Below are 24,694 nucleotides of genomic sequence, written 5' to 3'. Positions count from 1 at the left end.
CGAGTGGCACACACGCCGTCACCGGGAGAGGAGCACCCGCATGACGAACCACATCTACCGGGTCACGGAGATCGTCGGCACCTCGCCCGAGGGCGTCGACCAGGCCATCCGCAACGGCATCGACCGCGCCTCGCAGACCCTGCGCAACCTGGACTGGTTCGAGGTGAAGGAAGTGCGCGGTCAGCTCGACGACGGGCAGATCGCGCACTGGCAGGTGACCCTGAAGGTCGGTTTCCGGCTGGAGGACGCCGGCTGACGGTCCGGGAGGCCCGGCGGGCCCTCAGGTCCGCCCCTCCCGCTCCTGCGCCACCTTCAGCTCGGCGCAGGGCGCCGTCCAGCGCGCCCGTACGACGGTGAAGCCGGCCCGCTCGGCGTCCTCGCACACCAGCTCGTCGTCGTCCACGAGGACGCGGATCTCGCGCGTCCGGGCGAGACGGCGCAGGATCTCCAGCTTGGTGTACCGGGCGGGTCTGCGGTCACCTTTGCCCCCGCCCGCCCACCCGGCGTCTCGTCGCATGTACACGTGCCCTTCGGGCAGCCCTTGGGCCGCGAGCCAGTCGAGTGTGTCGCGCCGGCAGCGCTCGGGCCGCCCGGTCAGGTGGACGACCTCGCACTCCTCGGCGCTGCGCAGCGCCAGCGCGATGCCCTCCGCCAGCGGTGGCCTGCTGCTGTCGGTCACACCGCCCACACTAGACGCGCTCGGCGGGGGCGTGGCACCGCCTCCTGATGGGGCGATTTGACAGTCTGGCTGAAAGAAGTGGTCCGGACTATTTCCCGGCACCCCTCTTTCCGCAGGCTGTGCCGCACCCCGGCCCGCCCATCGGGAGCACGAACGGGCCATCCACACGTTTCCTTTACGTGCGCAGTTGATTGCCCAAGGAACGCGCTGCCATACTCCGCTTCCGTCCTTGTTCCCACCCCACGGGCGAGGATGGAAGGATCGCACCCCCGACCCCTGGACGACATCCGCTCATCATTCGACAACCGAGAAATTCGGATTCACGAGTCCCCCACACAGCCCGCACCTCAAGGTCGCTCCAACTCCCCCACCAAGCACCGGAGCAGGCCCACCGACCCCCGGGAGTCGAGTGCGCGGCAAGAAGCAGCGAAGAAGGTGCTTTGGTGCCCGAGAAACCGTTCCGGCAGAACGACATGTCGACATTCCAAGTCCCACACTCCGAACCGGTTAAATCACCGTCAATATCGGACCTTCCCGAATTTCACTCCCTGCGGCGCAACCAATATCGCTTCGGCGCTCTGGCGACAGTTGTCTCCGTCGGCGGATTCCTGCTGTACGTGCTGCTGTCGAGCTTCGCGCCCGCCCTGATGAACGCTCCCCTGGTCGGACGCTTCACTGTCGGGCTCACCCTCGGTCTCGGCCAGTTCGTCCTGATGGCCGTGGTCGTGTGGCGCTACGTCCGGTACATGGGTGAGCGGGTCGACCCGGTCGCCGAGGAACTGAACGCGCAGCAACAGCACCAGCAACAACAGCAGGAGGCCCGCCGCCCCGGCATGGCCGCGCAGCGCCGCGGGCCCGGAAACACCACCCATCAGGGCATGAGGGGGTACCGCACGTGGTGAGGCTCTCCGCCGGCGCCGTCGACGACAGCAGTCTGCAGCTGACGTTCGTCCTGTTCCTGTCGGTGGTCGTGATCACGCTGTTCTCGGTGCTGCTGACGGCCCCTCAGCGCGACGAGATCAGCGAGTTCTACCTCGGCAACCGCACCATGTCGCCGCTGCGCAACGGCCTGGCCATGTGCGGCGACTACCTCTCCGCCGCGACCCTGCTGGGAAGCACCGGACTGGTCGCCCTGACCGGGTACGACGGGCTGATGTACCTCGGCGGCACCACGGTCGCCTGGATGATGGTCCTGCTGCTGGTCGCCGAACCCCTCCGCCGGGCGGGCAAGTTCACGCTGGGTGACACACTGGCCCTGCGGATGCCCAAGCAGCACCGGCCGGTCCGGCTGGTGCTGTCCCTCTGCACCCTGGTCATCGCGACCCTCTACCTGGTGGCCCAGCTCGTCGGCGGCGTCGCGCTGCTGACCCAGTTCACCGGCGAACCCAGCTCGACCACCCGCACTCTGGTGGTCGTGGTGATCGGCAGCATCGTCATCATGTACGCCTCCCTCGGCGGCGGTCCCGGCGCTACGTTCATCCAGATCGTCAAGGCCGTGATGCTGGTGCTTGGCGTGACGGTCACCGCGGCCCTGGTGCTCCACCACTACGACTGGAACCCCAACGCCCTGCTCGAAGCGGCGGCCGACCACAGCGGGATGGGCACGCAGTTCCTCGAACCCGGGCTGCGCTACGGCGGCAGCGTCACGAACAGGCTGGACTTCTTCAGCCTGCAGTTGGCCATCGTCCTCGGTCTCAGCGCGCTCCCCCACATGCTGATGCGGCTGCTGGCCGCCCCGCGCAGCGCCGGACCGCTCCGTGCCTCCCACGTCTGGGCCGTCGGCCTGGTCGGCTGGGTCTGCCTCCTCGCCGGCGTCCTCGGCCTCGGTGCCACCGCCATCGTCGGCCGGGAGAGCCTCTTCGAGACGGACCACAAGGGCGACGCCGCCGTCCTGCTCCTCGGCAACGCCCTGGGCGGCAGCATCCTCACCGCCCTGCTGACCTGCCTGGCCTTCGTCACGCTGCTCGCCGTCTCGACCGGCCTGACCCTCTCGGCGGCCACGTCGCTGGCCCACGACCTGTACGGCGAGGTGATCCGCAAGGGGCGGGCGAGCGAGACGGAGGAGATGCTCGTGGCCCGGCTGGCCGGTGTGTTCATCGGCGTCCTGGGCATGCTGCTCGCCCTCGTCGCCTGGGGGTCCAACACGGCCACACTGGCGTTCCTCGCCTTCGCCCTCGCCGCGTCCGCCCTGCTGCCGACGATCCTCTACACGCTGTTCTGGCGGCGCTTCAACGCCCGCGGCGCCCTGTTCAGCCTGTGCGGAGGCATTCTGTCCTCCGTCCTCCTCGTCGTCTCCTCCCCCGTCGTGTCCTCGACGCCCGACTCGTTCTACCCGGACGTCGACTTCGCCTGGTTCCCGCTGCAGAACCCGGGCATCGTCTCCATCCCGGCGGGCTTCCTGCTCGGCTGGCTCGGCACCGTGATGGGTGACCGCCGCCAGGACGACGCCGTCTACGAGGAGTTCGAGGCACGCGCGCTCGTGGGAGTGGGGGCCGATGACTGAACCGCGGTGACCGGGCCGGGGGCCGGGACAGCCATGGGCGAAAATTGTTAATGGGATCCATTTTCATGTAGCGTCCTCGGTGCTTGCCCACCGAGGAGGAGTCCCATGGCTGTCCCGAAGCGGAAGATGTCCCGCAGCAACACCCGTCACCGCCGCGCCCAGTGGAAGGCCAGCGCGCCCACGCTCGTACCGGTCACCGTCGACGGGGTCCGGCACCTCGTGCCGCAGAACCTGGTCAAGGCGTACGAGCGCGGGCTGCTGCGCCTCGAGGACTGAGCGCCGATGTCGCACGAACGGCTGCCCGTCACCGTCCTGTCCGGGTTCCTGGGGGCAGGCAAGACCACGCGGCTCAACCATGTCCTGGCGAACCGTGAGGGGCTGCGGGTCGCCGTCATCCTCAACGACATGAGCGAGGTCAACATCGACGCGGCGCTGTGCGCGGCGGGGAGGCCGCCCTCGGGGGCGTGGCCGAGCTGGACACCATGGTCACCGTGGTCGACGGGGCCAACTTTCTGACCGAGCTGGACAGCGGCGACGACCGTCGCCGAGCGCGGGCCGCGCGGCATCGACCACTACCGCGCCCACTTCCGCCCCTCCCCGTGGGCGAGGGAACCGTACGTGGTCATCTCCGGCACGGTGTCGGTGGCCGGCACGCCCGAGGCGGCCCGGCGGCTGCTGGTCCCGGAGGCCTGGTCGATGGCGTACTCGCGCACGCACGGCACCTTCCCGCCGCTGCCGCCCGCCGAGCGCGTCGAGACCCTCACCATGACCGGCAAGGAGCGCGGCTTCTACGAGTCCGGGCTCGCCGGGCACATCGCCGGTACCGAGGAGCAGGTGGCGCACGAGCTGGAGACCGTGCTGAAGGAGACGGGCGCGCAGGAGGTCCTCGTCACCACCAGCACGTACGACCGCGCGGCCCTGCTGGACTCCTGGCGGCGGCTCGCCCGGATCGCCGCGCGCTGACCCGTCACCGGCGGACGCGGCTGGGGCCGGCGGGACGGTCCGGCAGGGCCGGGCGGTCAGCTCGCCTGAGGCGCCACCCCACCAGTCGGGCGGTCAGCTCGCCTGAGTGACCGCCTCGCCGGACGGGACTCCCCTCGACGCGTCCGTCCAGGACGCGACCAGGGCGGCGTGGGTCCACAGGGGCGCGTCCGCGGGCTGTGGCTGGGCGGCCCTTGCCAGGGCGCGGCGGTCGGGGTGGCGGTTCGGCGGGATCGGGTCCCGTACCTCGACCTCCGCGACCAGCCCGCGCGCCGAGGCCACCCGCCACAGCGAGGCGAGCAGCGTGTCGTCGCCGACGAAGGCGGCCGCGGTGCCGGGGGCGCCGTCGGTGCCGCAGTAGTGGATGCGGACGGGCTGGACGGGCACACCGGCGTCCAGGGCGGCCTGGAAGACGGCCCGCCGGAAGGTGCCCTGGGCGCGGCCGCACCAGGTGCTGCCCTCCGGGAAGGCCGCGACCGCGGCGCCTTCGTGCAGCGCCCGCGCGATCCTCGCCACCGTGTCCGGCAGGGCGCGCAGCCGGTCCCGCTCGATGAACAGGGCACCGCCGCGCGCGGCCAGCGGCCCCGCCAGCGGCCACTGCCGGACCTCGGTCTTGGCGAGCATCCTGGCCGGGCGGACGGCGGCGAGCAGCGGGATGTCCAGCCAGGAGATGTGGTTGGCGACGAGAAGCAGCCCACCGGCGGGAGCGGCAGCGCCGGTGACGCGGACCCGGACCCCTGCGGCCCGCACGATCCACCGGCACCACCGCCGTACCCAGGCCGCCGGGACGCTCCCCCGCGAGCGGGGGCACGCCCAGCCGAGCGGTGACAGGGCGATCCCGGCGAGGACGAGCAGCGCGACCGCGGTGAGCCGCAGCACCGCACGCAGCGGTGCCGCCGCGTCCCTCGTCGGCTCCACGCACGCCCTCGGGGTGCAGGGCGCGCTCGGCAGCCAGGCGCTCATCAGGCCGGGACGAGGGAGAGGAAGTGCCGCAGATAGCGCGGGTTGACCCGGCGCATCGGCAGCAGCACATACAGGTCGGCGACCCCGAAGTCCGGGTCGTGCGCTGGCTCGCCGCACACCCAGGCGCCGAGGCGGAGGTAGCCGCGCAGCAGGGCGGGCAGCTCCTTGCTGCCCGTACCGGGCTCTCCCGGGATCCACGGCAGCAGGGGCCGTACGCGGTACTCCTCGGGGGCCAGGTGCTTGGCGCGCACCCTGTCCCAGGTGGCGGACGCGAGGGCGCCGCCGTCGGCGAGCGGGACGGAGCAGCAGCCGGCCAGCCACTCGTGGCCGTGGTCGACCATGTAGCGGGCGATACCGGCCCAGATGAGGCTGATCACCGCGCCGTCGCGGTGGTCGGGGTGCACGCAGGAGCGGCCGACCTCGACCAGGCCGGGCCGGATCGGGTCCAGCGCGGACAGGTCGAACTCGCCCTCGGAGTACAGCCGCCCGGCGACGGCGGCGCGCTCCGGAGGCAGCAGCCGGTAGGTGCCGACCACCTGACCGGTGGCCGTGTCGCGCACGAGCAGGTGGTCGCAGTACGCGTCGAAGGCGTCGATGTCGTGGCCGGGCTGCGCGGTGGCCAGCAGCGCGCCCATCTCCAGGGCGAAGACGTCGTGCCGCAGCCGCTGCGCGGCACGCACGTCCTCCTCGTCGCGGGCAAGGCCGACGGTGTAGCGGATGGGTGCCGCGGGCAGCGGGCGACGATCGACGGTCAGTACGCCGGTCATGGCACTCTCCTGGTCGAGGGCGAGGCATCGGGCAGACGGGGGTGGTCCGACTACCACTTCTGTTCTTCCGATGCCGCCTGACCGACGCATGACCAACGCCAGGAGAGCGGATGTGCGCTTGTTGAATGGCAGGGGCGCGAGCTCGTGCCTAGCGCTTCGCCACCTTGCGCGTGGCCCGCAGCCACTCCTTGTTCATACTGGTGATCGACACGAGCGGAATGCCCTTGGGACAGGCCGTGGCGCACTCTCCGGTGAGGGTGCAGCCGCCGAAGCCCTCCTCGTCCATCTGAGCCACCATGTCCAGCACGCGGGTCTCGCGTTCGGGGGCGCCCTGCGGCAGGACGTTGAGGTGGTTGATCTTGGCTGAGGTGAACAGCATCGCCGCGCCGTTCGGGCAGGCCGCCACGCAGGCACCGCACCCGATGCACTCGGCGTGCTCGAAGGCGAAGTCCGCGTCCGGCTTCCGTACCGGCGTGGCGTGGGCCTCCGGCGCTGATCCCGTCGGCGCGGTGATGTACCCGCCGGCCTGGATGATCCGGTCGAATGCCGACCGGTCCACCACCAGGTCCTTGATCACCGGGAACGCCGACGCCCGCCACGGCTCGACGTCGATCGTGTCGCCGTCCTTGAAGGACCGCATGTGCAGCTGACAGGTGGTGGTCCGCTCGGGTCCGTGCGCGTCCCCGTTGATCACAAGCGAGCACGCACCACAGATTCCCTCACGGCAGTCGTGGTCGAAGGCGATCGGCTCCTCGCCCTGGAGGATCAGCTCCTCGTTGAGCGTGTCGAGCATCTCGAGGAAGGACATGTCGGGCGAGATGCCGTCCACCTCGTACGTGGACATGGTGCCTTCGGCGTCGGCGTTCTTCTGCCGCCAGACGCGCAGGGTGAGCTTCATGCGTAGCTCCGCTGGGTGGGGTGGACGTACTCGAAGACCAGGTCTTCCCTGTGCAGGACGGGCGCCTCACCGGTGCCGGTGAACTCCCAGGCCGCGGCGTAGGAGAAGTCGTCGTCCTGGCGCTCGGCCTCGCCGTCCGGCGTCTGGGACTCCTCGCGGAAGTGGCCCCCGCAGGATTCGGCTCGGTGCAGCGCGTCGAGGCACATCAATTCGGCGAGTTCCAGGTAGTCGACGATGCGGTTGGCCTTCTCCAGGGACTGGTTGAACTCCTCGCCGGTGCCGGGGACCTTGATGCGCCGCCAGAACTCCTCCCGGATCTGCGGGATCCGCTCCAGCGCCTTGCGCAGCCCGGCCTCGGTGCGGGCCATTCCGCAGAACTCCCACACCAGCTCGCCGACCTCACGGTGGAAGGAGTCGGGGGTGCGGTCGCCGTCGACGGACAGCAGCAGGTTGATACGGTCCTCGGTCTCGGCCAGCACCTCCCTGACAACGGGGTGTCCGGCGGTGACCGGGTCCTGGTGCGGGTTGCGGGCGAGGTAGTCGTTGATGGTCGCCGGGAGCACGAAGTACCCGTCGGCCAGGCCCTGCATCAGCGCGGACGCGCCCAGCCGGTTCGCCCCGTGGTCGGAGAAGTTCGCCTCGCCGATCGCGAACAGGCCGGGGATGGTGGTCTGCAGGTCGTAGTCGACCCACAGGCCGCCCATCGTGTAGTGCACGGCGGGGTAGATCCGCATCGGCACCTCGTACGGATCCTCGTCGGTGATCCGCTGGTACATGTCGAAGAGGTTGCCGTACTTCGCCTCGACGGCCCCCCGGCCCATCCGCCTGATGGCGTCCGCGAAGTCCAGGTACACGCCCTGTCCGCCGGGGCCCACTCCCCTGCCCTCGTCGCAGACGTTCTTCGCGGCGCGGGAGGCGATGTCGCGCGGGACCAGGTTGCCGAAGGAGGGGTAGATGCGCTCCAGGTAGTAGTCGCGCTCGTCCTCGGGGATCTTGTTCGGGGGCCGGTCGTCGCCCTTGGCCTTCGGCACCCAGATCCGGCCGTCGTTGCGCAGCGACTCGCTCATCAGCGTCAGCTTGGACTGGTGGTCGCCGGTGCGCGGAATGCACGTCGGGTGGATCTGCGTGAAGCACGGGTTGGCGAAGTAGGCGCCGCGCCGGTGCGCCCGCCAGATGGCGGTGGCGTTGGAGTTCATGGCGTTCGTCGACAGGTAGAAGACGTTGCCGTAGCCGCCGCTCGCCAGTACGACGGCGTCCGCGAAGTACGTGTCGATCTTCCCGGTGATCAGGTCCCGGGCCACGATCCCGCGAGCCCGCCCGTCGACGACGATCAGGTCGAGCATCTCGGTGCGCGGGTGCATCTCGACGTTGCCCGCCGCGATCTGCCTGCTGAGGGCCTGGTAGGCGCCGAGGAGGAGTTGCTGTCCGGTCTGGCCGCGGGCGTAGAAGGTCCGCGAGACCTGCACGCCGCCGAAGGAACGGGTGTCGAGGAGACCGCCGTACTCGCGCGCGAACGGCACGCCCTGCGCCACGCACTGGTCGATGATCTCCACGGAGATCTGCGCCAGCCGGTGCACGTTGGACTCGCGCGCCCGGAAGTCGCCGCCCTTGACGGTGTCGTAGAACAGGCGGTGGATGGAGTCGCCGTCGTTGCGGTAGTTCTTCGCCGCGTTGATGCCGCCCTGCGCGGCGATGGAGTGGGCGCGGCGCGGGGAGTCCTGATAGCAGAACTGGACGACGTGGTAGCCCTGTTCCGCGAGCGTGGCGCCGGCGGAGCCGCCGGCCAGGCCGGTGCCGACGACGATGACCGTGTGCCCCCGCCGGTTGGCGGGGTTGACCAGCTTGGCCTCGAAGCGGCGCTTGTCCCAGCGCTCGTGGACCGGGCCGGACGGAGCCTTGGAGTCGGCGACCGGTTCTCCGGTCGCGTAGTTCGTGTATTCAGCGGTCATGTCAGCTCACCACTCCGGTCATGACGCCCACGGGTACGGCGATGAAGCCGGCCGTGAGCAGCAGCGCGAGGACGTTGGCGACGGTCTTCAGGGCGCGGTCGCGGGTTCGGCTGCCGGCGCCGAGGGTCTGGGCGGCGCTCCAGAAGCCGTGCCGGACGTGCAGGCCGAGGGCGAGCATCGCGACGATGTAGATGACGTTGCCGTACCAGGTGGAGAAGGTGTCCACGACGTTCTGGTACGGGTGGCCGGGCCGGAAGCCGGGGTGCACGGTGCCGGTGGTCAGGTCGAGGATGTGCCAGACGATGAACAGGCCGAGGATGATGCCGCCCCAGCGCATGGTGCGCGTCGCGTAGCCGGCCCGCGGTTTCTTGTGCACGTACTTGCTGGGCCGCGCCCTGATGTCGCGGCGGCTGAGCTGGTACGCGGAGATGGCGTGTGCGACGACGGCGACGACCAGGACGACGCGGATGAGCCAGAGCGTCCACTCGTAGTGCATGAACGGCTCGCCGATGGTGCGCAGCCAGTGCGCGTAGTGGTCGAACTCGCCCGCCCCGAAGAAGATCTTCAGGTTTCCGATCATGTGGACGATCAGGTACAGCAGCATGATCAGACCGCTGACCGCCATGACGGTCTTCTTGCCGACGGTGGAGTCCCACACGGTGCGTGCCATGGACGGCCGTCGGTCCGTCCGCGTTGCCAGAGCCATGTCCCGCACGTTAGGCGTGCGAGGTGCCATCGGTCCAAGACATGGTCCGGCTTGATTCCATAGGCAGGGGCTATCGTAGAGGGATGCAGATCCAGCAGCTTCAGTACTTCGTTGCGGTCGCCGAGACCCGGCACTTCACCCGGGCCGCCGATCTGGTGCATGTCGCGCAGCCGTCGCTGTCGCAGCAGATCAAGGCGCTGGAGCGGGAGCTGGGCGCGGATCTGTTCCTGCGGGCGCGCGGGAACATCACGCTGACCGATGCGGGCGAGGCGCTGCTGCCGCTGGCCCGGCGGATCCTGGCGGACGCGGACACGGCCCGGCACGAGGTGCAGGAGCTGGTGCAGCTGCGGCGGGGGCGAGTGCGGCTGGGGGCGACGCCGAGTCTGTGCACAGGGCTGCTGCCGGATGTGCTGCGGGCCTTTCACGACCGGTATCCGGGTATCCAGCTGCTGATCGAGGAGGGGGGTTCGCACGATCTCGTGCGGGAGCTGGCGCGGGGTGCGCTGGATCTGGCGCTGGTCGTGCTGCCGTTGCCTACGCCGTCTCCGGCGCTGACCACGGTGGAGTTGCTGCGGGAGGATCTGGTCGTGGTGTCGTCGCCGGATGCGGAGCGGCCGGGGCGGGGGCGACGGACGGTGCGGGTCGCTGATCTGGAGGGTGAGCGGTTGGTGATGTTCCGGCATGGTTACGACCTGCGGGAGTTGACCGTGGCGGCGTGTCGCTCCGCTGGGTTCGAGCCGGATTTCGCGGTTGAGGGCGGGGAGATGGATGCGGTGCTGGGGTTTGTGCGGGCGGGGTTGGGGGTTGCTGTGGTGCCGCGGATGGTGGCGGCGCGGGCCGGGCGGGGGTTGCGGGTCACTGCGTTGGCTCGGCCCGGGCTGCGTCGGACGATCGCGTTGGCGCATCGTAGTGACGTGGCGCCGCCGCGGGCTGCGCAGGAGTTGCAGCGGATGTTGCTCCAACGGTGAGGTGTGTGGCCCCGACGACGCGTTCGTGGGCATCGACGAGGCAGGGGCGACCCGCACGGCGGGGCGGCACCTCACGGCACTCGGGCATCGCCGCATCGCTGTGATCTCGGACTGGATCGTTCCAGAGGAACCCACAGCGATCAACGCCGCCATCAGCGCCGCCGCCGACGCCACCCGCCGGCATGCCCTGTCCGCCCAGCCCGGCGCACCCGTCGTGGACGACTCGGTCCGCACGCGGCGCAGGCGGTCGGTACGCACCGACCACCTGCGCCGCGCAGCCGCCTCCACCCTGCGCCGACTTGCCGAACGGATCGACCCGCAGCACGCTGACCCCCGTGCCAGCTCGGCGTAATACCGCAGTGAAATCATCGCAAAGCAGCTGTGCGTGATGCTCAGCCCGTGCCGTCGGCCGCGCTGCCCTCGGCGAGGATGCGACGGACGCTGGCGACCGAGAGTCGCTTGCCCTTGTTCTTGCCCGAGGTGATGACGAGCTGCGCCCGTACCGCCTGCTACGGCGGGAGAGGTTCGGCCCCGATCTGCGTGAGGAGGGGCGGCGCGACGGGGTCGTGCTCGTGGACCTGGAGCGGCTGCAGGCGGGCGAGTGGAGCCGATTGATGGGGTCAGTCACGGGACAGGAGGAGACGGGAGAGGGCGGCGGTGGCGAGGAGGAGGGCGGCGACGGTGAGGAGGCCGATGCGCATGCCGGGGAGGGAGAAGCCTGCGCCGGGGCCGGAGAGCAGGCTGCCGAAGAGGGCGACGGCGAGCGCACCGCCGGTCTGACGAAGGGAGTTGAGCAGCCCGGACGCGGTCCCCGCGCGTTCCTGCGGGACGGCGTCCATCAGCAACGCGGTCAGCGCGGGCACCGCGAGCGCCCCGCCGACACTCAGCGGCAGCAGCAGGACGAGCACCAGCCATACCGGGGTGTGCGCGGCCAGCGGCAGCATGGCCAGCATCGCTCCGGTGAAGACCAGCTGCCCGGCGACGATCACCGGCCGTCGCCCGATCCGCTCCGCCAGCCGCGGCGACACCAGGTTGGTCGCCGTCACCACCGCCGACATCGGGACGAACATCAGCCCGGCCGCGATCGCCGACATCCCGCGCAACTGCTGGTAGTACAGCCCGAGCAGGAAGATCCCGCCGTAGAAGGCGGCGTTGGCGGCGAAACCGACCGCGAGCGGGACGGCCACCCGGCGGTCCATCAGCATGCCCAGCGGGACCATGGGTTGGCGGTGCCGGGACTCCACCACGCGGAAGGCGTACCCGGAGGCGAGGGCGAGCGCCGCGGCGGCCAGCACGGGTCCGCTGGTCCAGCCCAGGTGGCCGCCCTCGATCACCGCGAAGGCCAGTCCGGCCAGGGCCAGTACGGCGGTGAGCTGGCCGCCGCCGTCCAGCGCGGCGGGCCGGCGCGGGGAGCGCGGCACCCGGACCAGCAGGCCCAGGATCACCGCGCCCACGGGGAGGTTGAGCAGGAAGACCGCCCGCCAGCCGGCCGAGTCGGTGAGCAGCCCGCCCAGCACCGGACCCGCGGCCATCGCCACCGAGCCGCCGACCGTCCACAGCGCGATGGCGCGGGCACGCGCCCGGGCGTCCTCGTAGGCCTGCCGGATCAGCGCCAGCGAGGCCGGCATCACAACCGCGGCGGCGGCGCCCTGCGCGACGCGTGCGCCGACCAGCACGCCGATGCCGGGCGCGAGCGCGCAGCCGAGCGAGGCGAGGGTGAACAAGGCCACGCCCCATGCGTAGGCGCGGCGGGCGCCGCTACGGTCGGCGAGGGCTCCCGCGGAGAGCATCAGGGCCGCGAACATCAGGGTGTACGCGTCAACCACCCACTGAAGCCCGGCCATCCCGCCACTGAGAGAGTCCCGGATCGCGGGCAGCGCGATGTTCACGGCCGAGACGTCGATGGTGATCACGGTGAAGCCGAGAAGCGAAGCGACCAGCGCAACGCCGCTGCGCCGCGGCACGGCGGGTGCCTCGGCAGGCGGCGCGGCTGGCCGGGCTCGGCCCGGCTGTCGTCGCCGCAGCCCGGGCGCCGACGGCTCCGAGTCGTGCCCGGGGGCGGAGGCGGTGGACGGGGCAGGGGTGGCGGGCATGGGGAACTCCTGGGCGACTGCAAGGGACGGCTCATCAGAGATGACCGGGCGGGCGGCCGCAGCCCGCCTGGGCCGCGGACCGGTGTCTCGCACCCCCTGGGCCCCGGCGGACGGGCCGCCCGCTCCGGCGGATCAACTCTCCGCCCGCGCGCGGCCGCCCGGCAGACCGCGCTGTGCCCGGGGTGCGGCGTTCCAGGCCCTGACACGGCCCCCCACGCTCCTTGACCACCTGCGACAATGGCCGAATGGCAGCAGCAGCGGATACGAGGGGCACGGAGCTCGGCCGATACCTGAAGGCCCGCAGGGCGCAGGTACGCCCGGAGGATGTCGGTCTCCCGGCCGGTACAGGCCTGCGCCGCACTCCCGGACTGCGCCGGGAGGAGCTGGCCGCGCTGGCCGGAGTGAGCGTCGACTACTACATCCGCCTGGAGCGTGGCCGGGAGACCAACCCCTCCCCCGCCGTCGTGGACGCCCTCGGCCGCGCCCTGCGGCTGCGTGGCGACGGTTACGAACGCCTGCACGAGCTCGCGGAACTGGCCTCCGGCCGGTCCTCCGAGCTACCGGCCTGCTCGGACCACACCGTCCGCGACTCGGTACTGCGGATGCTGGAGTCGGTGCGCCCGCTGCCCGCCTATGTGGTGAGCCGCTACAACCGCGTACTGGCCGCGAACCCGCCCGGCCGACGGCTGATGCCCGGGCTCTGGGACTGGCCAGAGGACCAGCGCAGCCTGACCCGCTATGTCTTCCTCCACCCGGTCGGCCGGACGCTCTACGAGCCGTGGGAGGAAACCGTCGCCCTCTCGGTGGCGCATCTGCGGGCGGTCGCCGGGGCCGCCCCGGACGATCCCGAGCTGACGGCGCTCGTCGGCGAACTGATGCTGAAATCACCGGAGTTCACGCGGCTCTGGGAGCGGTACGACGTCTGCGAACGCGGCGGCGGGCAAAAGTGCTTCCGGCACCCGAAGGCCGGCCCGATGACCCTGACCTACGAGGTCATGCGACTGTCCCGGACGGGCGGCCAGCGAATGGTGGTCTACCAGGCAGCCCCCGGTACCCCGGACGAGACGGCCATGCTCCGCCTAGAGTCCGCTGACACCCGACCGGAGTCGGCGCCCTCGGACCATCCGGAGCCAGCCGCCGAGCCATACCCCGCCAGCATGCCCTCCCCGGCCCACGCCTCCGCCAACTGAGCCCGGACCGCCACCCTCGCCTCTTCGGACACCTCGGCCCCGGCGAAAGCGCGGTTACCCAGGGCGTTCCAGCACTGGCCCACATGCTCGACCAGCACGCCCACGTGTTCGGCCCGCAGGGTGTGGGGGCGACCGGTGCACCCGCACGATGCCCTGCTCGGCTTCCTCGCCCTGCTGTACGGCGCCTCGAGCACAGTGGTCCGCATGTTGAGAATCATCGATGTCGACCCAGCGACCCAGACGATCCGGCTCGGCATGCGGCCCCACCCGGTGCCGCTGGATCCTGCTCCTGGACGGTGCCACAGCGGCCCCCACAGCCCGAACCAAGCGATCACGTTCGGAAAGCGGATGGCGTCTCAGGCTGGTCGGTTGGTCCGCTCACCCCGTTGCGTCTGCGAGGGCCAGCTCGTGCAGGCGCTCCGGAGGGCCCGGGCGGGCGTAGTACCAGCCCTGGGCTGTGTCGCAGCCCAGTATGCGGAGTTGTTCTGCCTGGGCTCCTGTTTCCACGCCCTCTACTGTGACCGCGAGGTCGAGGCTGTGGGCCAGGGAGACGATGCCTTCGACGATCTTGAGGTCGACGGGGTCGGCCGGGAACTGTTGCATGCTCTGGGTGAAGGAGCGGTCCAGTTTGAGGATGCTCACCGGGAGGCGGCGCAGGTTGGCCAGGTTGGAGTAGCCGGTCCCGAAGTCGTCCAGGGCGATGTCGACGCCCATCTCGGCCAGCTGGCGCAGCGGTTTGAGCAGGTCGTCGTCGGCGCCGATCAGGGCGGACTCGGTGACCTCAAGGCAGAGGGCGTCCGGCTCGAGGCCGGCGCGCTCCAGGATGTCGACGGTGTCCTGGACCAGGCCGGGGTGCGTGAGCTGGCAGGGCGAGAGGTTGACGTTGATCTGCAGCGGCTCCGTGGCGCCGTGCAGTTCGCGCCACTCGCGGGCCTGCCGTACGGACTGCGCGAGGACCCAGCGGCCCAGTGGAACGATCAGGCCCGTGTGCTCGGCGAGCGGGATGAAGCGGTCCGGGCCGAGGACGCCGTGCTGCGGGTGCAGCCAGCGCACCAGGGCCTCGGCGCCGCGCACACCGCCGTCGCCGAGGCGGACCAGCGGCTGGTACTCGATGAAGAACTCGCCGCGCTCCAGCGCCGCCGGCAGGGCGGTGGTCAGGCCGTGCCGGGTGATGGCGCGGGCGTCGGCCTCCGGGTCGGCCAGCTCGAAGCGGTTGCCGCCCGCCGACTTGGCCCGGTACATCGTGATGTCGGCGCTGCGCAGCACCTCCGCCGGGCTCCGCTCGCCGCCCGCCGGGCCCTCGACGATGCCGATGCTGCCGCGCACGGTCAGCTCGCGGCCGTCGATGCGGACCGGGGCGAGCAGGCTGTGCATGATGCGGGCGGCGAGGTCGTCGACCTCGCGCTGGGCGTCGGGGCCGCAGGTCAGTGCCACGAACTCGTCGCCGCCGAGCCGGGCGACCATCTCGCCGGGTGCGGTGGCGCAGGCCTGCAGCCGGTCGGCGACCTCCACCAGCAGCCGGTCGCCGGCCGCGTGGCCGAGGCTGTCGTTGATGGTCTTGAAGCCGTCCAGGTCGAGGTAGCACAGGCCGAACCGCTGTCCCCCGCCCGCGCCCAGCGCCTTCTCCAGGCGTTCGAAGAACAGGGTGCGGTTGGGCAGGCCGGTCAGGGCGTCGTGCGTGGCCTCGTAGCGCAGCCGCAAGTTGAGCAGCCGTCGCTCGGTGGTGTCCTCCATGAGGGCGAGCTGGTACTGCGGGTCGCCGTCGGCGTCGCGCAGCAGGGAGACGGTGAGGTTGGTCCACAGGACCGTTCCGTCAGTGCGGGGGAAAGCCTTCTCCACGTGGTAGTGCTCGCGCTCACCGCGCACGAGTTCGTCGTAGAGCTTGCAGGCATGTGACGCGTCCTCGGGGTGGGTCCAGTCCTTGACGTTGCGGCTGCGCAGGGTCTGCTCGGACATGCCGAACATGCGGGACAGGGCGCCGTTGACCTGGAGGACGTTGCCGTCGAGGTCGGCGATGCCGATTCCTATGGCCGCGCCTTCGAAGACCGCGCGGAAGCGGGCCTCGCTGGCGTGCAGCGCCTGCGCCACCACGCCCTGCGCCTGGAGGGCGGCCTGGGCGATCGACTCCTGCTCGGCCAGGGTCCGTTCACGCAGCGCCTGCGCGAACCCGGCGGCCATGGCGTGCTGGAGCCGTGCGCAGCGCGCCCGCAGGTCCTCGGGGTCGCCGTCCTCGCCACAGTAGAGCACCAGGTAGGCGTCGACGCAGTCCAGGGTCCGGGTGAGCGCGTCCGGGTCCGTGCAGTGCGCGGCGACGAGGGCGGCGCCGACCGCCGTGGCCTCCTCGGCGTCGAACGCGCGGTCCCGCAGCGCCCGGCTCAGGCGCCGGGCCAGCGGCAGCAGCAGTTCCGCGAACTCGGGCCGGGTCGACGATGTCGAGGTGACCGGGAAGACCGCACGGCTCCAGATCGTCGCGAACCGGCGCAGTCTGTCCTCCGGCCCGTCCGGCTCCGCCCTCACGCCGTACGCCCCACGCCGGCGAAACCGGAGAAGGCATAGGGATCCTCGCCCTCGGCTGCGGTGTCCGGCCGCCAGTGCGGCATCGGCACCAGTCCGGGTTCCACCATGTCGTACCCCTCGAAGAACTGCGCGATCTCCTCGCGCGAGCGCATGACCAGCGGGTTGCGAATGTCCTTGTATACGTCCACCGCGCCATCGGCCCGCTCGGGCGGGAGCGGGATTCCCTCGTACGAGGCATGCGTGAGGGCGAGCAGGCTGCCGGGCGCGAGCGCGTCGCGCAGCTCGGCCACCGCCCCGTACGGGTCGTCCGCGTCTTCCACGAAGTGCAGTATGGCAACGAGCATCAGCGCCACCGGGCGATTCAGGTCGATCAGCCGCTGCACCTGCGGGCTGTTCAGGACGTCCCCGGGCTTGCGGAGGTCGGCGGGCACGATGTCCGCGTCCTCGTTGCCGTCCAGGACGGCCCGGCTGTGCGCGACGGCCACCGGGTCGTGGTCGACGTACACCACGCGCGCGCCGGGGCTCGCCTCCTGGGCCACCTCGTGGACGTTGCCGAAGGTCGGGATGCCGGAGCCGATGTCCAGGAACTGCGTGATGCCCTCACCGGCCGCGAAGTGCACCGCGCGGCGCATGAACGCCCGGTTCGCCTGCATGATCTTGGGGAGTCCCGGCATGAACTCCATGGCCTTGCGGGCCGCTTCCCGGTCGACCTCGAAGTTGTGCGAACCGCCCAGATAGTAGTCGTACATCCGGGAGACGCTGGGCACCGAGATGTCGATGCTCCGTGGGGCCCAGGCGGGACGCTCCATCTATCTCTCCAAGGCGTAGGCGATCCGGCGTTCGAGCTGAGGCTACTGATCGCCCGCCAATGGAGCGAGCCGAAACGGAAATTGACCGTCCGTTCCCGGTCACTGCCTGCGGCACGTGCCGAATTGATACCCGCCTGGGAACCTCCCGAACACGCTACGAACAGTGTTCGAGGCATTCCGGAGAGTTCCGATGTGGCGTGGAAGATGTCCGATGTGGCGTGAAAGATGACTGAAGAATTCGAAGAGTTCAGGTTAATCATGGCAAACCGGTCCGCCCCTTCGCGGGGGTGCGAAGGGGCGGACCGTGGGTCGGCATGCCGGGTGGACGAGACGATCAACCCTGGGGAGCTTTCGCTACTTCTCCGACGCGCCGACCGGCTTTCCGTCGGGCCGGACGGCGAACCAGGTGCCTCCGACGCCCTGACCGTTGGTGTCGCCGGGCTTCTCGTCGCCCGCGAAGGTGTAGATCGGGACGCAGTCGATGCTCTGCTGCTTGATGCCGTCGGGGCGGTCGAAGACGACGTAGCCCCGGTTCGGGGTGGAGCCCTGCAGGTCGATGCCCTTGGTGTCCTTCTCGGCGACCGGGGCGACGACGGGCCACTTGTCCAGGCACTTGCCGGTGCACGCGGTGGACATCGGCCACTGTGTGTCCTTCATGAAGCGGTAGACCGTGTGACCGTTCTTGTCCACGACGATCTCGCCGAGCTTGGGGTCGTTGCGGGTGGACAGCCCCGGCAGATCCTCGGCCGCCGCGCTCTGCGCCTTCTTGCCGTCGGGAGAGAGCGCGTACCACTTGCCGCCCACGCCCTGGCCCTTGACGTCGCCCGCGTTGACGTCCTTGGCGTAGCGGTAGACCGGCCAGCCGCCGACGGTCAGCTGCTTGGTGCCGTCGGGGCGGGCGACCTCGCCCAGCAGGGCCTTGTCGATGCCCTCGCCGGCCGTAGCGTCGTCCGCGGGCACCGGCGGCCAGGTCGTGGCGCAGTCGCCCTCGCAGTTGGTCTTGGGCGGCTCGGCGGTGTCCTGGTCGAAGCGGTACAGGGTGAGGCCGACGCTGTCGGTCAGGACCTTGCCGAGTTCCGCGTTGGTGGAGACGGACAGCTTGCCCGCGGGGGCGACCGGGGCGCCCGCGGCACCGGTGGGAGTCGGGCTCGCGGCACCCTGGCCGTTGCCGACGCCGCTGTTCTGGGCTCCGGCGCCGATGCTGCCGTAGTCACCGGGCGCCGCCGTGGCACCCACGTTCTGGCTGCCCGCCGAAGGGGTTTCCTGACCGCACGCCGTCGTCAGCGCCAGAACCGCCGCGGCGCTCGCCACGAGTGAGGCGCTCCGCCAGGAGGTCTTCATCGTCAACTCCCCATGTTCACAAGGGTGTTGCAGCGCCCTGCTGCGCCGCCGCACGACACTGGGTACGCATTGCGGGCGTGGTTGTGTTCAACCGGCGCTCAAATTTCTTTCCGGAACCTGTGCTCCCGCCCGTCTGGGACCTGTGATGTCACCCGCGCCGGAGCCTGTGGCGCCGCCGTACCCGGCCGCCGGTCAACCACCGATGCCGCGCGTCCCTCCTTCGGGGCGATCCCCGGCGGCTCCGGCGCGCCGCGGGCGCGACAGCCCTGAGGATCTTCGTCGTGCATGGACCTTCACCTCTTCAATCCGCCCTCGCGGCAAGGACGTTGGCCCTGATGACGCTGACCTGGGCGCTGGTCGGCGCCCCGGCCGGCGCCGCGGTTGCCGACGCCTGCGCGTCCGCCTCGACGGGCCCGGGCGGCACACGGTGGGCGGCGGTCGCCGGTGACCTCACCTGGCCGACCCCGCCGCCGTGCCAGACGCCGGCGCCGGCCCCCACGCCGTCACCGACGCCGAAGCCGCCACCGAAACCCAGGCCGACGCCACCGAAACCGACACCACCGCCGCCCGCCCCGAAGCCGCCGCCGAAACCGAGCCCCACGGCGAAACCCGAGCCACCGCCGCCGCCACCCCGGCCGGCGGAACCCCGCCCACGACCGACCCCCACTCCGACGCCCACGTTCAAGGCCCCACCGGACCCACCGGCACCGGCGCCACCGGCCACGCCGGCGCCGAAGCCGTCGGCCCGGCCCGGGCCGCCACGCCCCTCCGTGGCCCCCGTGCACTACCCGCGCCATCGCGCCGCGCCGCGTCAGCGGCCGTCCGGCGGTGCCCCGTCGCCGCTCGTCTTCGTCCTGCTCGTTCTCACGCCCGCGGTGATCGCTGTCGCCGCGCTGCGTCCGCGCTGATCCATTGGCCCTGGAGGCACCTCTTGCCGGAATGGCTTGTTCTCACCCTCGCGATGGTGGCCGCGTGTGCCGTCGTGGTCGTCATCACCCTCGTACGGGACCGCGCAGCGTCCGAGGACGAGGATCCCAGCGAGACCCCGGACGTCATCGAGTACATGACGATGTGGATCGGCGTGGTCTACGCCATCGTCCTGGGGCTCGCCATCGCCGGCGTCTGGGAGGCGCGCAGCGCGGCCCTGGAGCACGTGCGGACGGAGGCCGCCGCGCTGCACGAGATCTCGGAACGCGTCCGCGTCTACCCGGCCGACGTCCGAAACCGCATTCGGGACGATGTCAATGCCTATGTTGGACACGTCGTCAGCACCGAGTGGGACACCATGGCCGACCACAGCCGGGTCACCGAGCGCGGCACCGCACTGCTCGCGCGCGTCCGCGCGGACGTCACCGACTACGAGCCGAAGTCCGACTTCCAGGCCCAGGCCTACCAGCCCCTCCTGGACCAGGTGACCGCGGCGGACCAGGCGCGCACCGCCCGGGCGGAGTCGATGGGGGCGACCATGCCGGGCGTGGTGTGGTTCGGGCTGATCACCGGAGGGGTGGTGACCATCGGGATGGTCTTCGCGCTGCAGATCCGGCGTTCGGCGCGCGAGCTGATCCTGGCGGGGCTGTTCTCCGCGCTGATCGCCTTCCTGCTCTTCCTGATCTGGGACTTCGATGCGCCCTACAGTCGCGGCATCGCCGCGTCGGCGGACCCGTTCCTGCGTCTTTTCCCACAGGTGAAGGGCTGATCTTCTCCCAGCTGAAGGGCTGACGGCCCCTCACCCCATGACGGGCCGGGGGCGGCGGCGCCACGCCGCTGCCGTCCCCCGACCGGCGGAAGCGCTGTCGCCTGAGCGGCCCACAGCCGTGCCCCATTCGCGCGACTGCGATCGCGCACCCGTGCGGATCTTCCTAGCGTTTCGGTCAACGAGGTGCATTTCTGGCGCGAGCGGAAGAGGTCCGCTGCTGCTCCTCGGGGACCCGGAGGATTCACCATGCGCGTGATACGCGTCGCTTCGGCCGCACTGCTGGGCGTCAGCGCCCTCGCCCTCACTTCCTGCGCCCCGCACGCATGGGCCGAGGGCGCGGGCTTCCGGGTCGGGGTCGTGCCCTCGGCCGTCGAGGCCGGCGAACAGGTGACCCTGCGCGCGACCGGCTGCGAGCAGGACGTGATCGTCTCCTCGCGTGCCTTCGACACGGTGACCATCCGCCGGGGGCAGACCTCGGCCCACGCGGTGGTCGACTGGGACACCGAACCGGGCGCCGCGTATGAGGTGACGTTCCACTGCGGCACCTTCTGGCAGACCGTCGACCTCACGATCGCCGGCGGCCGTCCGGATCCGGACCCGAGGCCGCACCCTGTGCCCCGGCATGGTGTGCAGGCCGGGGAAGGCGGCAGCTCGGCCGGTTTCGAGCTGCGGGAGATCGGCCTCGGCGCCGCGCTGATCGCGGGCTCGCTCGGGGTGGCCTACCGCCGTTCGCGCCGCGACACCGGCAAGGAGGGCACCTGACGGGCCGTCCGCCACGGCCCGGGGCTTCGCCCCGGATCCCGCGAGGGTCCGGGGCGAAGCCCTGTGGACGTGCGTTCCGAAGGAGTCCGGGTAGAGACGTGCGATCCGAGGGAGTCCGGCTCCTGGCCGGTACGGCGGTCAGATCCGCTTCTCGGCCCGGCGGCGCATCCAGAACACGCCGCCGCCGACGACCGCCGCCGCCACGAGCCCGCCGCCGATGGCGATGTCGGTCGGCGTGGCCCCGGTGGAGCTGCTGCCGCCGACGCCGCCGCGGACACCGCCGATGACGGTGAAGGCATTCGGCTTGGTGAGCGTACGGCTGTCGCAGGTGACGGTGATGTTGTGCGCCCCCGGGCGGGCGTTGGTGCGGACGGTGGCGGTGCCCTTGGCGGTCTGGTTGGCGCCGTGGATCGGGGTGAGCGTTGTCGAGGGGAACGCGTCGGAAGTCGCGGTACCACCCTGCGGGCAGCCGTCGACCGTGATGGTCAGCTGACCGCCGCGGGCGATGACGCTGGGCAGCGCGACGATGTTCCTCGGGTTGGCGTGCACGCCGTCCCACGCGGCGGCCGCGGGTGCGGCGAGGCCGAGCGCGGCGACCGCGGCTGAGGTGGCCGCCAGGGCACGAGTAGTACGCATGTCATCCTCCGCGGAAGACGCCCCGGGACCCGTCCCCGGTCGATCGGCGAGAAAGCGCCTCCCAGAAAGACCCTCAGTTGCCGTGCACGGCACCGCATTTCGGGAATAGTCCGTCCTGGTGAGCGAACACGCCGCGGGAAAACCGCGCAGCGGGATATCACCGCAGGTCACGGACCGTCAGAAATTTCCTCTCGGCGGCGCCTCGGATGGCGCACCGAAAGGCGCCCGGACCACCCGTTCGCCGCCGCCCCGTCGCCGGTCGCGCGCACCGGATTTAGCGTTCTCGTATGCGCGTAACGACGCGGCGACGGCCGTGTCGAGAGGGGATGGCGAATGTCTGCGTCGGAGCTGGCCGAGGCCGAGGAGGAGGCGCGGCGGAAGAAGCGCGCCCCGTGGGGCGTGATAGCGCTGGTGCTGCTGACCGGCCTCGCGCTCATCCGTAACGGTTCGGGAGAGTTCGACGTCGGTCCGCCGCAGCCCGCCACGGCGGCCGCGGCGGACAGCCGGGTGCCCGGCGGCACCTTCGCCGGGGCCGTGCAGCCGCTGCCGTACGCCGTCCCGGACCGGGTGCGGATCCCGGCGATCCAGGTCGACGCGCCGGTCATGGCGGTGGGCCTGGACGCGCAGGGCTGGGTCGACGCGCCGCCGCCGGAGGACCCGAACCTGGCCGGCTGGTTCACCGGTGCCGTCTCCCCCGGCGAAAAGGGCACCGCTGTTGTCGTCGGCCATGTCGACAACAGGCAGGGACCCGCCGTGTTCTACGGACTCGGGGCGCTGAAGAAGGGAAACCGCGTCGAGGTGACGCGGCAGGACGGAAAGACCGCGGTGTTCGAGATCTACGGCATCGAGGTCTTCGCGAAGGACAATTTCCCCGGCGACCGGGTCTACGGCTCCAAAGGCGGCCCGGAATTGCGGGTCATCACCTGCGGGGGCGGTTTCTCGAAGCAGAACGGCTACCAGGGCAATGTGGTCGTCTTCGCCCGCCTGGTCGAGGTCCGCTGAGCGTCCCCCGGCGGCTCACTTGTCATGCCGCCGGGGCACGGTGATGTGGTAGCCGGAGTCCAGCAGGGCCGGCAGATAGGCGCGCAGGGCACGCACGCTCTGGGTGCGGTCGCCCCCGGCGTCGTGCGAGAGCACCACGACGCCGGGGGCGGCTCCGTCCTCGACGCGATGGACGATGGTGCGGGTGCCGGGGTTGGTCCAGTCGAGGGTGTCGACGGTCCAGGCGAGGTGTTCCATGCCGAGTTCGGCGCCGAGCTGGAAGGCGGCGCGGTTCCAGGCGCCGTAGGGGGCGCGGAACCACTGCGGGAGGTCGCCGTACGCCTCCTCGATCACCTCGCTGGTGCGTTCCATCTGGGAGCGGATCTGGCGGCGCGTCAGACGGGTGAGCAGCGGGTGGGACCAGGTGTGGTTGCCGACGACGTGTCCCTCGTCGGCCATGCGGGCGAGCAGGTCCCGGTTGCCGGCGGCCATCTCGCCGCACACGAAGAACATGGCGCGCACGTCGTAGGCGGCGAGCGTGTCGAGGATGTCGGGGGTGTAGCGGGGGTCGGGTCCGTCGTCGAAGGTCAGCACCATCGCGCGGCCCCGGCCGGACACGCGCAGCAGCGGCGTGTGCCGTACCGGGGTGCGGCCGGGCGCGGTGCGCGGCGGGCCGTAGCCGGTCAGGGGCCGCAGGCGGTAGGCGGAGGGCCTGTGCGGGCGGTGTGCCTGCGGCCCCGGGGCAAGGGCCGGGGGCGCGGCGGGCTCGCCCGCGGTGACCGCCGCGAACGCCCCGGCCACTCCGGCGGCCCCCAGAGCACCGGCGCCGGCGAGCAAGGCCCGGCGCCGGGTGAGCAACTGATCCTTCGTCATGACTCATCAGTCGCCCGGCGGACGGCCGACGCACTTCAGCAACACCGGAGCGGCGGCATGATTCCACCCGCTCGGCCGAGCGCCACGGGTCAGCGGCGGCGCATCAGGGGGAACGGCAGGGTCTCGCTGATCGTCAGGCCGGTTAGGTACATGACCAGGCGGTCGACGCCGATGCGGAGGCCTCCGGTGGGCGGCATGGCGTATTCGAGGGCGTCGAGGAAAGCGCCGGACGGCGGCGCGGCGGGAGGCGGCGTAGAACTCGCGGCGGGCGACGGGCGACGGGCGACGGGCGACGGGCGGATAGCCTGGCGGGCGTGACGGATCAGCGTTCCCAGCAGTTCGAACGGGGTACGGACGGGCCCAAGGTGATCGTGGTCGGGGTGGACGGGTCGGAGTCCTCCCTGCGCGCCGCGGCCTACGCCGCCGGCCTGGCGCGGCGGCAGCACGCGCTGCTCGCGGTGGTGTATGTGCAGCCGGTGATGACGGCGGGCGCGGCGCTCGGGGTAGCGGTCGCCGAGACGACCGACCGGATCGCGGAGGACCTGGTGGCGCAGATCCGGGACGCGGCCGAGCGGCTCAAGGGGACATTCGACGTCCGCTGGGAGTTCCACACCTTCCCCGGCGACCCCTACAACGGCCTGGTGAAGGCCGCGGAAGACCTGCAGGCGGACGCCGTCGTCGTGGGCGCCTCCGAGCAGGCCGGCCACCGGATCGTCGGATCGGTCGCCATCCGCCTGGTGAAGGCGGGACGGTGGCCGGTGACGGTGGTGCCGTAGCCGACTCGGTGCTCTGGCGGTCCGGTCCCAGGTCCCGGTCCCAGGTCCCGGTCCGAGGTCACGGTCGTAGGTCCCGGTCGTAGGTCCCGGTCGTAGGTCCGGTCGTAGGTCGCTGGTCGGTGTACGAAAAGCCCGGCACGGTCGAGGATGCTGCCGTGACTTCTCCCGACTTCGAGGTGGACGCCTTTCTGCGCCGTCCCCTCGCCGCACGCCTCGCCACCAACGGGCCCACTGTGCGCCCCGTCTGGTTCCCTCTGGGAGAACGGGGCGTTCTGGATCCTGACCGGGCCGTGGGCCCGCCTGCTCGGCCGGGTCACGGCCGACCCGCGGGTCGCGCTCGTGGTGGACGAGTGTGATCCGGCGACGGGGCTCGTACGGCAGGTGATCGCCCGGGGCGGGGCGAGGTGGTGCCGTTCGACGTGCCGCGGGGCCGGCGCAAGCTCGCACGCTATCTGGGGGCGGACGAGGCGCGGTGGGACGAGCGGTTCGTCCACTACCTGCACGACGATCCGGCGCAGCGGGGCACGGTGTGGCTGCGCGTGAACCCGCATCCCTGACGGCGACGGACCTGAGTTACACCGTGCCCGGCTGATCGGTGCGCGGCGC

General features: G+C 71.3%; 25 protein-coding genes and 4 pseudogenes. 15 read left to right on the top strand and 14 right to left on the bottom strand.

The genetic code is table 11. The features are described from left to right. The first annotated feature begins 40 nt into the window (after positions 1-40). On the top strand, positions 41-256 hold the full coding sequence (locus H8R17_RS14015; protein ID WP_187823497.1) for a dodecin: 216 nt from the start codon (positions 41-43) through the stop codon (positions 254-256). 24 nt (positions 257-280) lie between these two features. Here the strand turns inward: H8R17_RS14015 and H8R17_RS14010 are convergent, their stop codons facing one another. Further along, complete coding sequence (locus H8R17_RS14010) at positions 281-679, bottom strand: hypothetical protein (protein WP_316959395.1); 399 nt, start codon at positions 677-679, stop codon at positions 281-283. Positions 680-1,122: 443 nt separating this feature from the next. Here H8R17_RS14010 and H8R17_RS14005 point away from each other — a divergent pair, with 443 nt between their 5' ends. From H8R17_RS14005 to H8R17_RS13985, 5 genes and pseudogenes are all read left to right on the top strand, one after another. Next, positions 1,123-1,581 carry a DUF485 domain-containing protein gene (locus H8R17_RS14005; RefSeq protein WP_316959394.1) on the top strand — a complete coding sequence of 153 codons (459 nt, stop codon included), beginning with the start codon at positions 1,123-1,125 and terminating at the stop codon, positions 1,579-1,581. Beyond that, a complete protein-coding gene (locus H8R17_RS14000) occupies positions 1,575-3,182 on the top strand; it encodes a cation acetate symporter (protein WP_187823496.1) in 1,608 nt (535 codons plus the stop codon). Before H8R17_RS14005 ends, H8R17_RS14000 begins: the two co-directional genes overlap by 7 nt. Before the next feature lie 105 nt (positions 3,183-3,287). Then, complete coding sequence (gene rpmF, locus H8R17_RS13995) at positions 3,288-3,458, top strand: 50S ribosomal protein L32 (protein ID WP_187823495.1); 171 nt, start codon at positions 3,288-3,290, stop codon at positions 3,456-3,458. 6 nt (positions 3,459-3,464) lie between these two features. Continuing rightward, positions 3,465-3,721, top strand: a pseudogene (locus H8R17_RS48655) (GTP-binding protein); the annotation flags it as partial. 7 nt (positions 3,722-3,728) lie between these two features. Then, positions 3,729-4,145 (top strand): annotated as a pseudogene (locus tag H8R17_RS13985) (LLM class flavin-dependent oxidoreductase); the annotation flags it as partial. Between the two features lie 93 nt (positions 4,146-4,238). Here the strand turns inward: H8R17_RS13985 and H8R17_RS13980 are convergent. The 5 genes from H8R17_RS13980 to H8R17_RS13960 all read right to left on the bottom strand — a co-directional run bounded on the left by H8R17_RS13980 (position 4,239) and on the right by H8R17_RS13960 (position 9,410). Beyond that, positions 4,239-5,126 carry a 1-acyl-sn-glycerol-3-phosphate acyltransferase gene (locus H8R17_RS13980; RefSeq protein ID WP_187823494.1) on the bottom strand — a complete coding sequence of 296 codons (888 nt, stop codon included), beginning with the start codon at positions 5,124-5,126 and terminating at the stop codon, positions 4,239-4,241. Then, positions 5,126-5,893, bottom strand: coding sequence for a GNAT family N-acetyltransferase (locus H8R17_RS13975; RefSeq protein WP_187823493.1), 768 nt, complete (start codon positions 5,891-5,893; stop codon positions 5,126-5,128). Before H8R17_RS13975 ends, H8R17_RS13980 begins: the two co-directional genes overlap by 1 nt. A 148-nt stretch (positions 5,894-6,041) precedes the next feature. Beyond that, positions 6,042-6,791, bottom strand: coding sequence for a succinate dehydrogenase/fumarate reductase iron-sulfur subunit (locus H8R17_RS13970; RefSeq protein ID WP_187823492.1), 750 nt, complete (start codon positions 6,789-6,791; stop codon positions 6,042-6,044). Then, the gene (locus H8R17_RS13965; RefSeq protein ID WP_187823491.1) at positions 6,788-8,740 is read right to left on the bottom strand and encodes a fumarate reductase/succinate dehydrogenase flavoprotein subunit; all 1,953 of its coding nucleotides are present in this window, start codon (positions 8,738-8,740) and stop codon (positions 6,788-6,790) included. Before H8R17_RS13965 ends, H8R17_RS13970 begins: the two co-directional genes overlap by 4 nt. Before the next feature lies 1 nt (position 8,741). Further along, positions 8,742-9,410 (bottom strand): succinate dehydrogenase, encoded by a 669-nt coding sequence (locus H8R17_RS13960; protein WP_187823490.1) that lies wholly within the window; start codon positions 9,408-9,410, stop codon positions 8,742-8,744. Between the two features lie 119 nt (positions 9,411-9,529). Here H8R17_RS13960 and H8R17_RS13955 point away from each other — a divergent pair, with 119 nt between their 5' ends. Next, a complete protein-coding gene (locus tag H8R17_RS13955; RefSeq protein WP_187823489.1) occupies positions 9,530-10,414 on the top strand; it encodes a LysR family transcriptional regulator in 885 nt (294 codons plus the stop codon). Positions 10,415-10,439: 25 nt separating this feature from the next. Continuing rightward, positions 10,440-10,766: a hypothetical protein gene (locus tag H8R17_RS13950; protein WP_223125002.1), complete on the top strand. Its 327-nt coding sequence runs from the start codon at positions 10,440-10,442 to the stop codon at positions 10,764-10,766. A gap of 268 nt (positions 10,767-11,034) precedes the next feature. Here the strand turns inward: H8R17_RS13950 and H8R17_RS13945 are convergent, their stop codons facing one another. Continuing rightward, a complete protein-coding gene (locus H8R17_RS13945; RefSeq protein ID WP_262505235.1) occupies positions 11,035-12,507 on the bottom strand; it encodes an MFS transporter in 1,473 nt (490 codons plus the stop codon). Between the two features lie 245 nt (positions 12,508-12,752). Here H8R17_RS13945 and H8R17_RS13940 point away from each other — a divergent pair, with 245 nt between their 5' ends. Then, positions 12,753-13,697 carry a helix-turn-helix domain-containing protein gene (locus tag H8R17_RS13940; protein ID WP_187823488.1) on the top strand — a complete coding sequence of 315 codons (945 nt, stop codon included), beginning with the start codon at positions 12,753-12,755 and terminating at the stop codon, positions 13,695-13,697. 378 nt (positions 13,698-14,075) lie between these two features. On the opposite strand, the gene H8R17_RS13935 is transcribed toward H8R17_RS13940, so the two are convergent. The 4 genes from H8R17_RS13935 to H8R17_RS46680 form a co-directional block, all read right to left on the bottom strand. Continuing rightward, on the bottom strand, positions 14,076-16,214 hold the full coding sequence (locus H8R17_RS13935) for a bifunctional diguanylate cyclase/phosphodiesterase (protein WP_187823487.1): 2,139 nt from the start codon (positions 16,212-16,214) through the stop codon (positions 14,076-14,078). Then, the gene (locus tag H8R17_RS13930) at positions 16,211-17,023 is read right to left on the bottom strand and encodes an SAM-dependent methyltransferase (RefSeq protein ID WP_187823486.1); all 813 of its coding nucleotides are present in this window, start codon (positions 17,021-17,023) and stop codon (positions 16,211-16,213) included. Before H8R17_RS13930 ends, H8R17_RS13935 begins: the two co-directional genes overlap by 4 nt. A gap of 354 nt (positions 17,024-17,377) precedes the next feature. Then, positions 17,378-18,364, bottom strand: coding sequence for an SCO0930 family lipoprotein (locus H8R17_RS13925; protein WP_187823485.1), 987 nt, complete (start codon positions 18,362-18,364; stop codon positions 17,378-17,380). Between the two features lie 301 nt (positions 18,365-18,665). After that, complete coding sequence (locus tag H8R17_RS46680; protein WP_187823484.1) at positions 18,666-18,965, bottom strand: hypothetical protein; 300 nt, start codon at positions 18,963-18,965, stop codon at positions 18,666-18,668. Between the two features lie 178 nt (positions 18,966-19,143). Between H8R17_RS46680 and H8R17_RS46675 the strand changes: the two genes are divergently transcribed. The 3 genes from H8R17_RS46675 to H8R17_RS13910 all read left to right on the top strand — a co-directional run bounded on the left by H8R17_RS46675 (position 19,144) and on the right by H8R17_RS13910 (position 20,822). Continuing rightward, entirely contained in the window at positions 19,144-19,272 is a 129-nt protein-coding gene (locus tag H8R17_RS46675) for a hypothetical protein (protein ID WP_262505234.1), read from the top strand. 23 nt (positions 19,273-19,295) lie between these two features. Continuing rightward, the gene (locus H8R17_RS13915; RefSeq protein WP_187823483.1) at positions 19,296-20,060 is read left to right on the top strand and encodes a DUF4239 domain-containing protein; all 765 of its coding nucleotides are present in this window, start codon (positions 19,296-19,298) and stop codon (positions 20,058-20,060) included. Between the two features lie 246 nt (positions 20,061-20,306). After that, on the top strand, positions 20,307-20,822 hold the full coding sequence (locus H8R17_RS13910; protein ID WP_187823482.1) for a hypothetical protein: 516 nt from the start codon (positions 20,307-20,309) through the stop codon (positions 20,820-20,822). Between the two features lie 138 nt (positions 20,823-20,960). Here the strand turns inward: H8R17_RS13910 and H8R17_RS13905 are convergent, their stop codons facing one another. Next, positions 20,961-21,458 (bottom strand): hypothetical protein, encoded by a 498-nt coding sequence (locus tag H8R17_RS13905; protein WP_187823481.1) that lies wholly within the window; start codon positions 21,456-21,458, stop codon positions 20,961-20,963. 333 nt (positions 21,459-21,791) lie between these two features. Between H8R17_RS13905 and H8R17_RS13900 the strand changes: the two genes are divergently transcribed. Beyond that, entirely contained in the window at positions 21,792-22,460 is a 669-nt protein-coding gene (locus H8R17_RS13900) for a class F sortase (RefSeq protein ID WP_187823480.1), read from the top strand. A gap of 15 nt (positions 22,461-22,475) precedes the next feature. Here the strand turns inward: H8R17_RS13900 and H8R17_RS13895 are convergent, their stop codons facing one another. Both H8R17_RS13895 and H8R17_RS13890 read right to left on the bottom strand, forming a co-directional pair. Continuing rightward, positions 22,476-23,312, bottom strand: coding sequence for a polysaccharide deacetylase family protein (locus tag H8R17_RS13895; RefSeq protein ID WP_187823479.1), 837 nt, complete (start codon positions 23,310-23,312; stop codon positions 22,476-22,478). A gap of 89 nt (positions 23,313-23,401) precedes the next feature. Beyond that, positions 23,402-23,536, bottom strand: a pseudogene (locus H8R17_RS13890) (amino acid--tRNA ligase-related protein); the annotation flags it as partial. 90 nt (positions 23,537-23,626) lie between these two features. On the opposite strand from H8R17_RS13890, the gene H8R17_RS13885 reads away from it, so the two are divergent. After that, positions 23,627-24,088: a universal stress protein gene (locus H8R17_RS13885; RefSeq protein WP_187823478.1), complete on the top strand. Its 462-nt coding sequence runs from the start codon at positions 23,627-23,629 to the stop codon at positions 24,086-24,088. 176 nt (positions 24,089-24,264) lie between these two features. Next, positions 24,265-24,680, top strand: a pseudogene (locus H8R17_RS13880) (pyridoxamine 5'-phosphate oxidase family protein). Positions 24,681-24,694: the final 14 nt, after the last annotated feature.

The sequence above is a fragment of the Streptomyces sp. TRM68367 genome (genome assembly GCF_014495685.1).
Taxonomy (GTDB): domain Bacteria; phylum Actinomycetota; class Actinomycetes; order Streptomycetales; family Streptomycetaceae; genus Streptomyces.
The sequence above is the reverse complement of the archived record's forward strand: the minus strand, read 5'-3'. Positions and strand labels throughout refer to the sequence as shown.

Bases quoted from the DNA above. Each gene is read 5' to 3' on its own strand.
- H8R17_RS13980 (WP_187823494.1), bottom strand. From the start codon at position 5,126: ATGAGCGCCTGGCTGCCGAGCGCGCCCTGCACCCCGAGGGCGTGCGTG.
- H8R17_RS13960 (WP_187823490.1), bottom strand. From the start codon at position 9,410: ATGGCACGCACCGTGTGGGACTCCACCGTCGGCAAGAAGACCGTCATG.
- H8R17_RS13925 (WP_187823485.1), bottom strand. From the start codon at position 18,364: ATGAAGACCTCCTGGCGGAGCGCCTCACTCGTGGCGAGCGCCGCGGCG.
- H8R17_RS13900 (WP_187823480.1), top strand. From the start codon at position 21,792: ATGTCTGCGTCGGAGCTGGCCGAGGCCGAGGAGGAGGCGCGGCGGAAG.
- H8R17_RS13965 (WP_187823491.1), bottom strand. From the start codon at position 8,740: ATGACCGCTGAATACACGAACTACGCGACCGGAGAACCGGTCGCCGAC.
- H8R17_RS13905 (WP_187823481.1), bottom strand. From the start codon at position 21,458: ATGCGTACTACTCGTGCCCTGGCGGCCACCTCAGCCGCGGTCGCCGCG.
- H8R17_RS13955 (WP_187823489.1), top strand. From the start codon at position 9,530: ATGCAGATCCAGCAGCTTCAGTACTTCGTTGCGGTCGCCGAGACCCGG.
- H8R17_RS13970 (WP_187823492.1), bottom strand. From the start codon at position 6,791: ATGAAGCTCACCCTGCGCGTCTGGCGGCAGAAGAACGCCGACGCCGAA.
- H8R17_RS13940 (WP_187823488.1), top strand. From the start codon at position 12,753: ATGGCAGCAGCAGCGGATACGAGGGGCACGGAGCTCGGCCGATACCTG.
- H8R17_RS13895 (WP_187823479.1), bottom strand. From the start codon at position 23,312: ATGACGAAGGATCAGTTGCTCACCCGGCGCCGGGCCTTGCTCGCCGGC.
- H8R17_RS13930 (WP_187823486.1), bottom strand. From the start codon at position 17,023: ATGGAGCGTCCCGCCTGGGCCCCACGGAGCATCGACATCTCGGTGCCC.
- H8R17_RS13975 (WP_187823493.1), bottom strand. From the start codon at position 5,893: ATGACCGGCGTACTGACCGTCGATCGTCGCCCGCTGCCCGCGGCACCC.
- H8R17_RS13945 (WP_262505235.1), bottom strand. From the start codon at position 12,507: ATGCCCGCCACCCCTGCCCCGTCCACCGCCTCCGCCCCCGGGCACGAC.
- rpmF (WP_187823495.1), top strand. From the start codon at position 3,288: ATGGCTGTCCCGAAGCGGAAGATGTCCCGCAGCAACACCCGTCACCGC.
- H8R17_RS14015 (WP_187823497.1), top strand. From the start codon at position 41: ATGACGAACCACATCTACCGGGTCACGGAGATCGTCGGCACCTCGCCC.
- H8R17_RS13910 (WP_187823482.1), top strand. From the start codon at position 20,307: ATGCGCGTGATACGCGTCGCTTCGGCCGCACTGCTGGGCGTCAGCGCC.